Origin of the sequence: Alteromonas sp. RW2A1 (assembly GCF_001886475.1) — a bacterium.
Lineage (GTDB): Bacteria > Pseudomonadota > Gammaproteobacteria > Enterobacterales > Alteromonadaceae > Alteromonas > Alteromonas hispanica.
In genome coordinates, this window is the sequence record NZ_CP018031.1 from 3376439 (window position 1) to 3392888 (window position 16450).

At 42.9% G+C, this 16450-nt stretch carries 9 protein-coding genes and 1 tRNA gene; 7 read left to right on the forward strand and 3 right to left on the reverse strand.

Annotation, left to right across the window (positions count from 1 at the left end; translation table 11 throughout):
- Positions 1–45: 45 nt before the first annotated feature.
- A complete protein-coding gene (fucP, locus tag BM528_RS14955) occupies positions 46–1320 on the reverse strand; it encodes an L-fucose:H+ symporter permease (protein WP_071980521.1) in 1275 nt (424 codons plus the stop codon).
- Positions 1321–1438: 118 nt separating this feature from the next.
- Here fucP and BM528_RS14960 point away from each other — a divergent pair, with 118 nt between their 5' ends.
- The 7 genes from BM528_RS14960 to BM528_RS14990 all read left to right on the forward strand — a co-directional run bounded on the left by BM528_RS14960 (position 1439) and on the right by BM528_RS14990 (position 12138).
- Positions 1439–2713 carry an ROK family transcriptional regulator gene (locus tag BM528_RS14960; protein WP_232230502.1) on the forward strand — a complete coding sequence of 425 codons (1275 nt, stop codon included), beginning with the start codon at positions 1439–1441 and terminating at the stop codon, positions 2711–2713.
- A gap of 268 nt (positions 2714–2981) precedes the next feature.
- Complete coding sequence (locus tag BM528_RS14965) at positions 2982–5579, forward strand: TonB-dependent receptor (protein ID WP_071980522.1); 2598 nt, start codon at positions 2982–2984, stop codon at positions 5577–5579.
- 273 nt (positions 5580–5852) lie between these two features.
- Entirely contained in the window at positions 5853–6902 is a 1050-nt protein-coding gene (locus BM528_RS14970) for a putative oxygenase MesX (RefSeq protein ID WP_071980523.1), read from the forward strand.
- 63 nt (positions 6903–6965) lie between these two features.
- Complete coding sequence (locus tag BM528_RS14975) at positions 6966–7991, forward strand: methionine synthase (protein WP_071980524.1); 1026 nt, start codon at positions 6966–6968, stop codon at positions 7989–7991.
- 281 nt (positions 7992–8272) lie between these two features.
- Positions 8273–8359, forward strand: a tRNA-Leu gene (locus BM528_RS14980).
- Between the two features lie 419 nt (positions 8360–8778).
- Complete coding sequence (locus BM528_RS14985; RefSeq protein ID WP_071980525.1) at positions 8779–9753, forward strand: AAA family ATPase; 975 nt, start codon at positions 8779–8781, stop codon at positions 9751–9753.
- A gap of 24 nt (positions 9754–9777) precedes the next feature.
- The gene (locus tag BM528_RS14990) at positions 9778–12138 is read left to right on the forward strand and encodes a S8 family peptidase (protein WP_071980526.1); all 2361 of its coding nucleotides are present in this window, start codon (positions 9778–9780) and stop codon (positions 12136–12138) included.
- Positions 12139–12251: 113 nt separating this feature from the next.
- Here BM528_RS14990 and BM528_RS14995 read toward each other — a convergent pair whose 3' ends face one another.
- Together BM528_RS14995 and BM528_RS15000 are read right to left on the reverse strand one after the other, a co-directional pair.
- Positions 12252–13082 (reverse strand): abortive infection family protein, encoded by an 831-nt coding sequence (locus BM528_RS14995; protein WP_071980527.1) that lies wholly within the window; start codon positions 13080–13082, stop codon positions 12252–12254.
- Between the two features lie 56 nt (positions 13083–13138).
- Positions 13139–16447, reverse strand: coding sequence for a type I restriction endonuclease subunit R (locus BM528_RS15000; RefSeq protein WP_071981345.1), 3309 nt, complete (start codon positions 16445–16447; stop codon positions 13139–13141).
- Positions 16448–16450: the final 3 nt, after the last annotated feature.

Here is a 16450-nt window from a genome sequence, read left to right on the forward strand (position 1 = left end):
CGTTGAAGCCCCCTTGGGCCTTCAACGTGCCAGCAGGGCAACGTGTTACGCTCTTTGCTTTGACCTAAGATCGAAAACAGCATACGAAGCAACGATTAAAAAGCAGCCCGCGGGGACTATGTAGGATAGCGCTGTACTGTAGTTATCAATCAGTGCCGCTTGAATAAGTGGAATAAGTGCCCCACCAAGAATAGCCATTACCAATCCTGCCGCACCAAATTTAGCGTCATCTTTTAATCCGTGTAGTGCAATGGCATAGATAGTTGGGAACATGAGTGATAGGCAAGCCGAAATACCAATAAGCGCCCAAACGCCTGTATCATTAGGCATGGCAATCATGCAAAGACACAGTAACGTAGCGACAGTAGACATAACGGTTAACAGAGCCGCAGGCCTAATGAAGCCCATGATCCATGTCATTACAAAACGCGAAAAAAGGAAAACCAACATACTGTATTGCAACACAGTCCCACCAGATATTTCATCTCCGCCTTTGGCTTCCATTACGTATTGAATAGTAAAGGTCCACACACAGGTTTGCGCTGCTACATTAAAAAACTGCGCTACTACACCAAAGCGATAGTGGCGATTTTTGAAAAGCCTTCCCATTGTGGCCCTAAAATCGACCTTATTACTCGTCTCTTGAGCCTGACAAACTGCGGGCGTTTTCATCATGGCAATGGCTATCCAAATAACCACCAACACGGATGCAAACCCCACATAGGGCACCATGACGGCCTCAAGTTCAGCACTCATTACCGCAACGAGTTGATCAGCACTCATGTTACTTCGCTCATCGGCTGTTGCTTGGTTTAATTGGGGAAGAATGAGCGTTGCTGCCAAAAACACTCCTAAATTAGTGCCAACAGGATTAAATGACTGAGCGAAATTCAGACGTCGAGTAGCTGTAACTTCACTCCCCATTCGCATGACATACGGGTTAGCAGAGGTTTCAAGAATAGATAACCCACCGGCTAACACAAACAAGGCCGCGAGAAAAAAACCATACGTCATCATCTGACTGGCGGGGTAAAACATAAAGGCCCCTAAAATGGCACATCCCAGCCCGGTCAGCACTCCAGTTTTATAAGAGAACCGTTTGTTGATAAATGCAGCCGGTATGGCTAAGCAAAAGTAAGCGCCATAATAACTAAACTGAACTAAGGCTGATTGCAAAGAAGACATAGTGAAAATTTTGCTAAACACTTTAACAAGCGGATCAGTCATATTTGCGGCAGTTCCCCATGCAGCAAAACATACAGTAAGAAGAATAAAAGGCAGTAACATATCACGAGAGACTAAGGGGGCTTTTTGTTGCATGGGTTACGGTCGCATGTTAATTTTTGGTTAACGCATTTAATCAACAAAGTATTGCCATGTCAATAAATCAACTTTATTTATTTAAATATGATTAAGCAAATTTATTGGCAAAAAACAAATGTTAAAAAACGGAGTTATTACGTTTAACATAACCAACCTAAATTTCTTTGAAGTAGACGACATGACCGATAAAGCAAAAACTCAGAAATCGACACGAGAAGGCCGAGGTCAATCTGGTCTAAGAGTCCAGAATGAGCGAAAAATCATATCCCTCATTCGCCAACATGGTGCATTACCTAAAGCAGAAATAGCCCACAAAACTGGACTGTCTGCTCAAGCAGTTACAGTCATTATAAATCGCTTAGAGGCTGACGAACTACTAGTAAGAAAAACACCCCAGCGAGGCAGAGTAGGACAACCTTTAGTGCCCTTTGCACTCAATTCAGAAGGAGCATTTGGTATAGGTTTAAAGGTAGGAAGACGAAGTTTCGACCTCACTTTAATTGACTTGAATGGCAATGTTCGCGCTACTCTTCATGAAAACGTTCAATACCCCAGCGTTATTAAATTACTGGCATTTTTAGAAAAAGGCATTGAGGCCCTTACTCTAGGTTTGAACAGCGATTTGCGTGAAAGAATTTTAGGAGTGGGCGTGGCAACGCCCTACGAAATATGGAGCTGGGCGGAAGAAGCAGGCGCCCCGTCGGAAGTATTGGACGAATGGAAAACCTTTAATTTTACTCAAGGGATCACGAGTATTATCAATTTACCGGTTTATGTTTGTAACGATGATACCGCTGCATGCTCTGCCGAGCTAAGCTTTGGTAACCCACATCATTTCGACAATTTCATGTACGTGTTTATTGGTACGTTTATTGGTGGTGGCGTGGTACTCAATGGTTCGTTGTTTACCGGCAAAACGGGGAATGCAGGTGCTATTGGCTCATTGCCTCAACCAGTACTCGACCCACAAGGAAAGCTATCATCCCAACAGCTGATCATGCAGTCCTCATTATACATACTCGAACAGATGCTAATTGATGCAGGTTACGATGGAAAATCACTATGGCAGTCGAGTGAATACTGGGGAGAGTTAGGCGCCACTCTGGATGACTGGATTGACAAAGTAGCCGATGGTCTCGCCTATGTAGCCCTTTGCTCTATGGCTATTTTTGATTTTGAGGCCATCGTTATTGATGGCGCTATTCCCGTTACGGTAAGAGAAAAAATTGTACGTGCTACTGCAGAAAAAATAGCAAAATCAGATACTCGAGGGCTCTCACCCTGCGAAGTTGTAAGCGGCACGATAGGAGGCAAAGCGCAGTCTATCGGGTGCGCAAACCTGCCACTATTGGCAAACTTTTCTCAAGACAGTCGAAGCCTTTTTAACTAAGGTCTAACGACCTTAGTTTTCCCTACCTCTTTTTAATAAAACACAGCATTGCGTTGTGGGTTTCCCCATCTTTTTAAGCGTTTTCGAATCGCTGTAAATAGGTTGATGTCATTTTGTGCATAAAATATTAAATAATATTAGTTGATTTATTATTTTGAATAACCTACATTTCGTTAACAATCTTGTTACCACCCTTAACATTTGACTAAATCTAACTACGGGACAGGGTTAGTCAACTTTAAGAAATAAATCACTGGAGAGACACATTATGCAATGCGCAACTAAACTCACACTCATCGCAGCAGCCGTCACTGCATCTATTTCTCAAACTTCTTTGGCACAAACTGCTGAAGAGGAAACAAGCAAACCTAGCAGTCTGGATTTTGAGCAAATCATTGTTACGGGTACATCTAGACCAAAAGAAAAAATTGAATCGACAAACGCAATGACAACGTTTGGCGAAGAAAAACTTGAGCGTTTAGCACCTTATAGTGTGGGTGAATTAGTTCGCAGCATTCCTGGATTTCATGCGGAAGACACAGGTGGTGAAACAGGTAACAATGTTGCGCCTCGTGGTTTTCCGCTGTCAACGCAGACGGAATTTACTGCATTATTGCGCGATGGTATGACGGTATTTTATAACCAAGATGTTTTGTTTTCTCAAAACGACCGCTTTACTCGCCTTTCTAATTTCATAGGTAATGTTGAAGCCATTAGAGGTGGTGCATCATCGATTTTCGTAGGTAGTGCACCTGCTGGTTTTATTAACTTTTTATCTCGTGAAGGCGGTGACGATACAGAAGGCGATGTATTTTTTGAAACCAATAGTAACAACCGCTTAGGTGCGCAAGCATGGGTGAGTGGCTCAATTAACGACCAAACCGTTTATGCCATTGGCGGTTGGTATCGCAGAGGTGACTCTGCTCGCGACCCGGGCTATACCGCCAACCAAGGTGGTGAAATTAATGCCAACGTAAAATATTTTTTTAAAGACAGCAGTGGCTTTACTCGCTTTGAATTTAACAAACAAGATGACAAATCTTTCTTCTTCATTCCTCAGCCTCTTACCGGTTCAACAACCGATGCGCAAACCATTCCAGGGGGGATGGACATTCGCGATGGAACAACGGGTAACTCAGCGGGCGCGCGTTTACTTCGCTTAGCAAATACGCCTAGCGGCGATATCGATTTAGACGTTACCGACGGTAACTTTGCAGACGTAACCTACATCGGAAACACCACAGAGGTAGAGCTAAACGACAACTGGATGTTTACCAACCAAGTTCGCTATACCGACCTACTAACAACGTTCACCGGTATTATTAATGTTGGCAACGCAGAACCTTTATCGGGTAAGGCTCAAGCTATATTTGATAGCAACCAAACTGCCCTTGCCGATGCGGTTTTTAATGATAGTTTGAACTACAGAATACTCGATGCCGGGACAGGCTTTGAACTGGCTAACAACAGCAATGTTGATACTTTTAATACCAATGGTTTTGGTATTAATGCAGGCTTTTGGCATCGCCGCTTTGAAGGCGATAACCTTCAAAATGAAACAAAACTTCGTCATGTTTACGAAGGTTTAGATGAAGGCACTATTTACTCTACATTTGGTTTGTTTGTTTCTAATATTAACGGCCATGTTACCGATTACCGAATTAACACCCTTCAGTCTGTTGAGCCTTTACCACAACGTTTAGATATCGCGTTTATTGACGAACAAGGCAATGACATTGCCAGCGGTACATATAAAGGAATACAGGCTGGTTCACATGGCTTTGCCAATATTGTTTATAACGAGTCGACCATTGCGCCTTATGCGGACTTTGAATACGAGATAGATGATTTAACCCTAAACCTTGGCGCACGCTACGAAACACTTAGAGCAAATGGTGAAGCCGAGAATCAGGGCAACTACGAAATAAGTAGCTTTACTAGCGATGCTGACCTAGTAAACGGAAGCATTGTCCTACCCTTCGGTGACGGCACTTATCGAGATTTTGATATTGAATATAGCGAGTTAGCGTGGACAGTTGCTGCGAATTACATCGTGAATGAAGACTTTGCTGTTTTTACTCGATATGCAGACGGGTTTCGTATGCCTGACGTAGATAAATATATGGCAATTACCGACCTTTCAAGTCAAGCAGAGATAGACGAGTTTAATCGCTCTGAACGTCGTGAAACCCAACCAGCCTCTACAGTAATGGCAGAGTTAGGCTTCAAATATAACTCAGGCGACGTTGCTGCTTTCTTAACAGCTTATTATGCCGCAGCAGACGACCTATTCTTTAACGTTCCCACTGTAGTTGACAATCAGGTGGTACAACGCCAAGCGTTTCGCAATACAGAAACACTTGGTTTAGAAGCTGAATTCAATTTACAAGTAACGGAAGGCTGGAGAGTTGGCTTATCTGCAACATATCAAGATCCAGAATTCGTAAACACGCCAGCGGCTGAATTTATCAACAGCGACGGAAACGTAGACACAGTGAACATTAATGGCAATATGCCTGTTCGCGTTCCAAAGCACTTTGGGCAACTTACCACCAGCTATGAGTTTGAAGACTTTGCTTGGGGTGTGGCCAGTGTAAACGCCACTTACTCGTGGAGCGGAAAACGTTATGCAGACGATGCTAATACTGCTGAACTCCCTTTCTATGGCATGCTTAACCTTGGCTTTGCGATAGAAAACGAAGATGGCTATTACGTAAGAGCTGACGTTAAAAACATCAACAATTCTGAAGGCTTATCGGAAGGCGATCCACGAGCTGGAGAAACTGTAGCTGGGCAAAATACCACATTTAACGCCCGTGTTGTGTTGCCTCGCACCTTTACAGTAAGTGTAGGTAAACGCTTCTAAACAATTTGGGTAGCTTGGGCGTGTGACCAAGCTACCCTACTCTATTTTTTCACTACCGCTTTTTTATTATTGATTGGCAAATCGGTCTGCTCTGCTACTCAACACTTTCAGACCACCATCTATACAATTCAACTCACCTTCTATAACCCACTATAATCCACCAACACATGAATAAAGTTCATCGATAGATGAAATTAAGTCATTTTTATTCATAACAAACATTGCGTATAACATTCCCATGCAGAGACACCATTGAGGGAAGCGTGAAACACAATGAATAAAGACTTTGAATTTACTATTACTAGCACACCGTTGAATGAGGAGTATAGCCCTTCAGAGACAACGCGAATTACCACTAACTATGCAAATTTAGCTAGGGGTGAACATCGTAAAGCGAATCTTCGCAATGCTCTGCAAATGATAAACAACCGCTTTAATGCACTGGCTACATGGGACAACCTTACGGGGCAAAGATACGCTGTAGAGTTAGACATTATAACAGTAGAGGTAACCCTTAAAGCCCCTGCAATCACTAAAAACGAGATTAACGATCACAGTATCAAAAATTCCGCCCTCTCAGATACCAAGCTTCAGGGTGCTAACAAAAGCTTTCCAGCTATTGAAGTTCTGAAAACGACGATTGTGGACACTAAAACAAAGCAGCGTACAGAAGGTATAGTGGGTAACAACTTTTCTTCTTACTTAAGAGATTACGATTTCAGCGTAGTGCTTCCAGCGCATAATAAGGGGCAGTCTCACTTTAGTGTTCCTGACAACTTTGGCGACCTGCATGGTACGCTCTTTCAACAGCTTGTGCAGTCAAACACTTACAAGGCGCACTTTTCAAAGCTTCCTGTTATTTGTATAAGCGTTTCAGATAGCAAGGTGTATCACCGAACTGAAAATGAACACCCGATTTTAGGGGTTGAATATATTCCCAATGAAACGTCATTAACCGAAAGCTACTTCAAAAAAATGGGCTTAAATGTGCGCTATTTTATGCCGCCTAATAGTGTTGCGCCGTTTGCGTTCTATTTCTCTAATGACTTGCTAAACGACTACACCAACTTAGAGCTAATCAGCACCATTAGCACAATGGAAACATTTCAAAAAATCTATCGCCCAGAGATTTATAACGCGAATGCCGTTGCCGGAAAACGTTACCAGCCTAATTTGCGTCATCCAGACCACTCGGTTACTCGCATTGTTTACGACAGAGATGAACGCACCAAGCTAGGCGTTGAGCAAGGAAAATTTGTTGAAGAAACCTTTATCAAGCCCTACCGCGCAACCTTGGGGCAATACATCAAGCAACGCGCTTAAAGTAACGCCCATACGACAGCGCGTGTTAATGCTCCCCCCCCCCTATTAAGTGAAGATTTGATTATGAAAACACTATTACCAACAACAATTTCTGGAAGTTTACCAAAACCGTCCTGGCTATCAGAGCCAGAAACGCTATGGTCGCCATGGAAACTTAACAATGAAGCCCTTATTGAAGGCAAGCGAGATGCTTTGAAACTATCTTTACACGAACAGCAATGTGCTGGAATTGATATTGTGTGCGATGGCGAACAAACAAGGCAGCATTTTGTTACCACTTTCATTGAACATTTAAACGGCGTTGATTTTGAAAACAGAGAAACTGTACGAATTCGAGATCGTTACGACGCAAGCGTACCAAGAGTAATTGATGCCGTTACTCGCCCCAATTCCGTATTTGTAGAAGACGCTAAATTCCTACGTAGCCAAACGGACAGACCTATCAAGTGGGCCCTGCCCGGACCTATGACAATGGTAGATACGCTTTATGACGCGCACTACAAAAGCCGTGAAAAACTGGCATGGGAGTTTGCGAAGATTCTCAATCAAGAGGCGAAAGAACTAGAAGAGGCTGGTGTAGATATTATTCAGTTTGATGAACCCGCATTTAATGTATTTTTCGACGATGTAAATGAGTGGGGCGTAGCCGCTTTAGAGCGCGCTGTGGAAGGGCTGAAATGCGAAACTGCTGTACATATTTGCTATGGTTACGGCATTAAGGCGAATACTGAATGGAAAAAGACACTGGGCAACGAATGGAGACAGTACGAATCTATTTTCCCTATGCTTCAGCGCTCAAACATAGACATCATTTCATTAGAGTGCCACAACTCTAGGGTACCGCTAGAGCTTATTGAATTGTTAAGAGGCAAGAAAATCATGGTGGGCGCGATCGATGTTGCCAACCACACAGTAGAAACCGCCGATGAAGTCGCCAACACGCTCAGTAACGTACTAAAATATGTAGATGCAGATAAACTTTATCCCTGCACGAACTGCGGTATGGCACCGCTGCCAAGAGAGGTAGCCCGCGCTAAACTCAAAGCCTTATCTGATGGCGCCGCTATTGTGAGAAATGAGTGTACCTAAGACTACGGTTGAGCATTCTTTCAACAGTTAGTCATTTTTAGGTAAAAAAGTGTTGTATGCGCGCGCTGCATCGCTATAATGCATCGCATTGGCGTGTAGCCATTACAATTTGATGCCAGAGTGATGAAATTGGTAGACATGACGGATTCAAAATTGGTCGCGTCTAGCAACTCAAAATAGGCAAGTCATTGAAAGGTAAGCACCTTTTGACTTAAACAAGTTAAAAAATGCTTGCAAAGTCATGCAAAGTGTTTAGAGTTTTGTAGACTGAAAAATTTAATGCCAGTGTGATGGAATTGGTAGACATGACGGATTCAAAATCCGTTGCTAGCGATAGCGTGGCGGTTCAAGTCCGCCCACTGGTACCATCTCTTCTTTTAGAAGCAGATACTGAAACCGACTTTTGAGTCGGTTTTTTTGTGTAATCAGCTTTATGAGTATCCCAGCGAAGCGATTAATTTCCTGAATCTTAATAGCTTTCTCCGACTCGAATTGCCTGTCCCAACATATCTACTCTCTAGCTTCACAATTAACTTTTTGACGATGAGAGGTAACAATTCGTATCGGAAGAAACAGAAGGGACTTACGCCTAGGGAATAAAAGCTGGTTAACGTAAATGGAAAATCAAAATACTAACAAGGATGTAATCCAGCGTAGGGAGTACGAAGAAAGAGTTAATTAAACATTGTCAAACTAATGAAAATCATACTTTTTTGAAATACTATAAACTACAAGCTAACAAAAGCTCTAATTTAGCCATATATGGAACATTGGTTGGGAGATCGACATGGCCAGCGGGAAACTATTAAGACTACTTGTTCAATCTGGGACAGCAGGTGACCCCAGTGCCTTCAGAAGTGCCACAGAACAGCTAATCAAGGAAGAAAGGGCCAAGCAACATAATCTGCTTGCCAATGACTTGGAAAGAATACTTTATGGCGAAAGGAGTCATGAGAACAATTCTGTCCATAATATTCTTCCAGAACCACCTAACGACCAAGAATCTGGAGTTCCACTTGTCGACATTCGACAAGCAAACCGCTCTTTGGAAGAATTAATACTCCAACCAAATACCATGGAAGTTATTGAAAACATCCTCGAGGAATACCGGCGAGAGGATATATTACGCAGCTATGGAATGATTCCGGCTGAAAAGTTGTTGATGTATGGGCCTCCCGGGTGCGGTAAGACATTAGCTGCTGAGACAATTGCTTATGAGCTTAATCGCCCCTTAGCAATTGTAAGACTCGATTCGCTAGTCTCTTCATTTCTAGGAGAGACAGCAACTAATCTTCGCAGAGTATTTGAGTTCATTTCCAAACACAGGCTTGTAGTCCTTTTTGACGAATTCGATGCTTTAGGAAAAGAGAGAGACGATGGTTCAGAGCATGGTGAACTGAGAAGAGTCGTTAATGCTGTACTACAAATGATGGATGCTTATAAAGGTAAAAGTTTAATTATTGCGGCAACTAATCATGAGCAGATTCTTGATAGCGCAATTTGGCGAAGATTTGATGAAATAGTCCCATTTCCAATGCTGGACAAAAAACAACTTAAAGAACTTCTACAATTAAAACTCAGAGGTGTCCGTAGAGAATTCGAAATTGAAAACCGTCAGCTATTTGAATTATTTGAAGGAAAATCTCCAGCAATTATTGAGAGAATAATTAGAAGAGCTATAAAAAGAATGATTCTCAAACAAAAAGAGTTTTTGTCTATCAGAATGCTGCAACAGGCTGCTGAGATAGAGCCCAGTAGATAATCATCTCATTCAAGGAAGTTTTAAATGGCAGGAGCTTACGAACACCTTTTAATTACAAAAGAAGTACATCTGACACCGAGACGGAGAAGAAATGGATTTGGAAGCTCCGTAACTAGAGACGATCGGCAAGCGCACGGCAGAGTACTTCAAAATCAAGCAACAGCCCTTCAAGAGACTTTGTCCTCTCAGCTCGGAGGGAGCCCAACCCGCAATGTTATCAAGCTCAGAACGGCAGAGAAGGTAAACTTGGAGGATATTTCAAAACATGGAATATCTTTGATAGGTCAGGAAGATGACACGATCTACCTAGCCTTTGGGAGTGAACAAGAGCTTAATGAGTTTAGTAGCAAACTATCGAGCCTCGCTGCTGGCGAGCAAGTTACATATGTCCAAATCTTATTAGCCATAGACCAAATAGATGCTTGGGGTTACGAAGACCGGAAAAGCTGGGCGCTGCGGCATATTGGTTTACCAGACAGTGAATCATTTTATTTAGATGTAGAATTGTGGCCGATTGGTTTAAGCAATGACGCAGAAAGACTTCAAATTAAATCAGACTTTTCTAGTTGGCTTACTACTGAAGGGATTGCACAGAAGGACTGCGTTAATCGTGACAGCCTTCTGCTTTATCGTGTAAGTGTAAACTCTGATCAAGTAGATCTCTTGTTAAATCACAAAGATATTAGACAAGTCGACCTTCCGCCAAGGTATGGAGTACAGTTCCAACATCTTCATGTTGATATCAATGACATTCCTATTGAAATACAAGAGCCCTCAGAGAACTCTGCAAAAGTCTGCATTCTAGATTCTGGATTGAACTCAAATCACCCTCTTCTAAAAGGCGCTGTTGGCGACGCTCAAAGTTTTGTTTCTGATGTAGGCGCTGATGATGATCACGGACATGGCACGGCTGTAGCGGGAGTGGCCTTATATGGGGATATTGAAGAGCGAATTGACGCAAATGACTGGTCTCGTGAAATATGGTTGCTCAGTGGGAAAATTCTAAAAGCAGATGAAAACGGTGATCCAGTATTCGATGAAATGACAATAGAAACTTCAATAATAAATGCAATAACTTACTTTCATGACAATTACGGTTGCAGAGTTTTTAACCTATCAATTGGTAACTCAAATGCACCTTTCCTTCATAAACATATCTCAGGTATCGCGGTTACAATTGATGAGCTTGCTCGAAACCTTGATATTATTATCATTGTTTCTGCGGGCAATTTTAATGGTTCGGATAACCTCCGAGACTGGAAAGAAGAATACCCATCTTACCTCTTTGATGAAAAAGCTGCGTTAATCGATCCTGCTCCTGCTGTGAACTCTCTCACAATTGGGTCCATTTCAAAGCACACACTTACTTTTAATGAACGTCGCTATGGCCAAAGAGGAGAAATAAATGAAATTCACGTAGCGAATGAAGGCCAAATCTCACCTTTTTCACGCTGTAGCCAAGATGACAAAGCTCCGTTCAAACCTGAGCTGGTAGCTCATGGCGGGAATTTTGCGGTAAATATCAGGCAGGAAAATGATCAACACCGTCAAATCCATCGAGGGCTTGGAGTAGTAACTCTTAATCATCAATTCAATACGAGCACTATATTTAAGGAGTTCTGCGGGACAAGTTTCGCAGCCCCCTATATATCTCATTTATCAGCGCGGCTATTAAACTCCTACCCCAACGCGTCAGCGAACCTTATCCGTGCAATATTAGTAAATAACGCACGGATTTCAGCGACCCTGGGCAATACGTTTACCAATAACAAGCAACTGAGAAGGGTTGCAGGTTACGGCGAGGTGGATGAAGAAAGCCTTTTCAAATCATCTGAGGAACATGTGGTTCTCATTGCAGAAGACAGCATAGAGAACGATAAACACCAATTTTTTGAAATCCCGCTGCCAAGTGATTTTTTCCGCATTGGAAGGGCAACTCGCACAGTAACAGTAACACTTGCTTATAGCCCAGCGGTCAAAACCACCCGTATAGAATACGTAGCTAGTAAAATGAAGTACCACCTTATAGATGCAGAGTCATTGGAACAGGTTGTAGATTCATTCAATAACGACAATAGACAGGGCACAGACAGCATATCAGAAGCTGACTCTCAAAAGCGTAACATCACGCAAGATGACAGGAGCAGAGGGACAGTTCAATCAAGTTCATGGACTTACAAACAATTCAACAGGCCTAGAAAACTGTTTTTGGTGGTAACTCGCCAAGACCAAGTATGGGCAAACGATCTAGTAAAACAGTTTGAACCATACGCAGTAGCAATATCAATAACAGATTACGAAAACGAACAAGCACAACTATATCAACAAATATCCGCTAAGCTGAGAGCTAAAGCGAGAACACAGCAACGTACACGAGTGGGTTAGTCACTGTTAAGTCGTATTAACATGGAGCTATTTCCAAATGTTATCTTGGCAGTCATTTTTGATTTCAGTAGTTGTTAACAGTAACTAAATCGGCTTGACTTCTAATTCTGATATTAGGTCTTCTTCTGGCGCGCAATACATTCTTCGATGTAACGAAAAATAGTCATTGCTGCATTGACCATCGCTTGAGCTTCTGGCTCAAGAAGTAGCTCATTATTATGAGCCAGACTAGCGTGGTTTCGAATTGTACCCAAAGCATTTATTGTTGCGGCCATGCTGTTGAGAACGTTTGCTACTTCTGATGGTCTGTTCCCGATTGGTTTAAGAGCTGCGTGATTACTTTTTAGTTCTTTGAAAGCTTTTTGTGCCGTAGCACCTGTTTCTAAGGGGATAGAAGCTTGGTGACACAATTCAACCAAATATGCATGAAGTGCTGTATGAACACGATCAATTGCGCTTGCTGGTGACAGTGTCTTTGCATCTTGTAATGCACGGACGACTGTCTGTGATGCCGAAGCATTAGATTCGGGTATTTTTACGTTACCAGCCAATATCAGCTCGCTGTTGTTGATATGGCAAGGTAGCCCATGTCTCGACAGAATTTGGTTTATGTATAACTCTGCGGGAACATTAATCTCTAAAAGAGAAACTTGTTCACATGCATTATAGAGTGCGGCAATGAATCCTGGACCGTCCTGACTAGCTTGTTCCATACAACTTTCTAAGTCTCCCCTCGCCCAGTCGATACTGGAACTCTTTCCGTATTCCATCTCCGCTGGCTTTGACATGTGCTTCTTAAATGTTTCTAGTATGTGTTTTTCTGTACACCGTTCATTGGGATTTATTTTACGGATCAGCGCCTGAAATTCTCTGAAAGCATCATCAGGTATGGAAAAAGCATATTCTGTTGCAAATTGAAGTTCTGTTGGCAGTAATAAAGGCATCGTGTTCCTGTTTTAGCGTCTATTCATAATGATATTTCCCAAGCGTTTTGAGACCATTATGTTTTATCCCTATTCTTCTTGAAGTTCTCGGCCTGCTCGAAGATTTCCTTATATACCTCATCGCGGTCAACGGGTGGGTAGCCGTGCTTGGCTAGTAGAATGATTAAATCCACTTTCAACTCGGCTTTAATATCGTCGCGCTGGCTCCAGTCAGTGTACTTGGCTTTGTCGTCCACAACTTCTTTTACTGCCTTGGCTAGCTCCAATAATCTATCGTCTGGATAGTTGAAGTCATATTTAGCCGCTAAGGCAAGCAGGATGTCGTAGAACGCTTTTTCCTCGAAGTTGATGCCCATGTCTTCAAAGGAGTTCATTTCGGTTCTGAGGTCGTTGTACATGTTGATGATTTCGTCTGAAAAATCTTCCAGTACATTGCTCACCAGCACATCTTCTTCTTTGCGTTCGTTGTATTTTTCGACCAGTGATTTAAACCGTTCTGAGAAATCAAACGCTTTAGTTTTATTGACCTTTTTGAACTCGCCCAAGGCTTTTGCCAACATCTGCTGAAGTAACTGTATTTTGGTATTGGGCAGCTTTATCTTTTCTATCTTAGCGAGGTAATCATCGTCGAAGATATCGATACCGTCCTGCCCCTGTCCAAGCTTAAAGATTTCTTCAACGCCATCAGCCTTTAATGCCTCGGTGATCATTTCGCGTACTTTGGCATTCATCTGCGCGGTATCTGGCGCATTGCCTTTAGTTAACTTGTACACGATGGAACGCACTGCAAGATAAAAGTGGATCAGGTCTCGTTCTTTTTGGTTAAGCTTTTCGCTGCCACAGCAAACGTCGTAGGCTGCTTTTAACCGCTTAACTAACGCCATGAAACGATGTTCGAGCTTTTTAGTTTGTAGCACGAATTCAGCGGCGTTATTTAAGCAGTTTAACTGCGCAATAGGTTTACCAGTGAAGTAATCGCTGGCATCAAAGCCGTGGGTTAGCTTAGCGAGCAAGTCTAGGTGGTCTTTCACCACCACGACAGACTGGGCTATATCCTCAAAATTGGTTTCATCTGTCTTGGCATATTGGGCCAAGGCTTTATTCATCTGGCTTTTTATACCGATGTAATCAACGACTAAGCCCTTGTCTTTGCCTTCGTATTTGCGGTTAACACGAGATATCGTCTGGATCAGGTTATGGCGTTGTATGGGTTTGTCGATGTAAATCGTGTCTAGGAATGGCACATCGAAACCGGTTAACCACATATCCACCACAATGGCGATTTTGAAATTGGACTTTTCATTTTTGAATTGGCGATCAAGCTCTTTACGGTCTTCCTTGGTGCCGAGTAAATCCCACAGTACTTTAGGATCGTCCTTACCACGGGTCATTACCATTTTTACCCGTTCCATGGGCTTAACCTTTTTCTTCTCCTGTTCTGTGAGCGTAGCACCTGCTTCGCACTGCAATACTTCAAACCATTCGGGCTTTATGTCCCTCAGTGATTGATAGAACTGCCAAGCGATTTCACGGCTACTGCACACGAACATAGCTTTGCCTTTAATGGTTGAGCCTTCTGAGAGTCGCTGCTCGTAATGCGCCACAAAGTCTTTCGCCAGAGCCTCAATACGGTCAGGATCACCCAAAATAGAGGTCATGTTCGCCGAAGCTTTCTTACTTTCCTCAATCTGGTGTTCGTTGCTACCGTCTTCGGCGCATTGCTGATAATAGGCTTCAATCTCTTCTAATTTGGCGTTGTTCAATACCACTTTAGCGGCACGACCTTCATATACAATGCGAACGGTAATCTCGTCTTTAACAGACTCTGTCATGGTGTAGCTGTCGACTACCTGACCAAAGACATCCAAGGTCGCGTCTACCGGTGTGCCTGTAAAGCCTACATAAGTGGCATTGGGCAACGAGTCATGCAAATACTTGGCAAAGCCGAAGGTACGCTTTACACCTGCATTAGGGCCTTTCTCCACAATGCGAAGCTTTTGGTCTAGGTTGGTCTGGCTGCGATGCGCTTCATCTGAGATACAGATAACATTGCTACGTTCAGTTAATTGCTGTGTATCTTCCGTGAATTTGTGAATGGTGGTTAAGAACACACCGCCGCTGTTGCGACCTTGCAGTTTGGCGCGCAAATCAGAACGGCTTTCTACCGATTCCACAGTCTGGTCGCCAATGTAACCTTTAGCATTGGTAAATTGTTGCGATAACTGGTCGTCCAAGTCTGTTCTGTCTGTAATTAACACAATGGTTGGACTTTCAAATTCTACACTTTTCATCAACAAGCGGGTTAGAAACTGCATGGTGAAGCTTTTTCCGCATCCCGTTGCCCCAAAGTAAGTACCGCCTTTACCGTCGCCTATTGGCTTACGGTGGTCTTTAATGTTTTGGTATAGCTTTCTGGCGGCGTAATATTGCGGATAGCGACAGACAATTTTCACTTCATGTTTTGAGGTGTCTGGAAAAAACACAAAGTTACGTATTACATCGCGAAGACGTGCTTTATCAAAAAGCCCTTCCAACATTGTGTGCAGTGAGCTAATACCGTCTTTTTCAATTGACTCGTTGCCTGTCACCTTGCGCCACGCATAAAAGAAGTCGTACGGCGCAAACATGCTACCCATTTTGTTATTTACGCCATCACTGATAACGCATAGCGCGTTGTAAATAAACAACTGTGGGATGTCTCTGCGATAACGTGTAGTAAGCTGCACGTAAGCATCGTGGATGCTTGCTTCCTCACCACGAATGGCGCTTTTAAATTCAAACACCACGATAGGCAAGCCGTTGATATACAGAATGCCGTCAGGTATGCGCAGCTCACCTTCTGCACCTTCAATCTCAAGCTGATTAACGATTTTATAGATATTTCTGTCTTTGGTGGCTGAAACTATCGTTTCAAATTCAGGGTGTTGCTCAGCCACCTTTTGCTGAAGGTCTTGTTCAAGACGTCGTGCGTTTCGCTTGTTGTTTTGCAATTCAGGTAGCAATGACTCGACAACGTTATCGTAATCAACAAGCTGGATATACAAGTCTTTCTGTGAGGCTTTACCTGCTTCGCTACTTGCTTCTCGTTTAAGTAAGAAACCATCACTTAGCCACTTACAAAAGGTTTTATTGCTTTCGTATAGGTCGCTGGCAGGCATAAGCTCAATCTGGCATATTATGCTGTCGATTTCACCGCTGGTAATATTATCATCGGCATACCGCTTGGCTAAAAACGCACGCAGGTCATCTTTGATAATAACGTCGGTAGGCGTACGCGCAATCTGATTACCGGGTACATAAGGATATCCCTGCCCTTCTAGTAACTCGATAATTGCCGCTTCCAATTGCGCTTCGGTGAAATTCAGCAT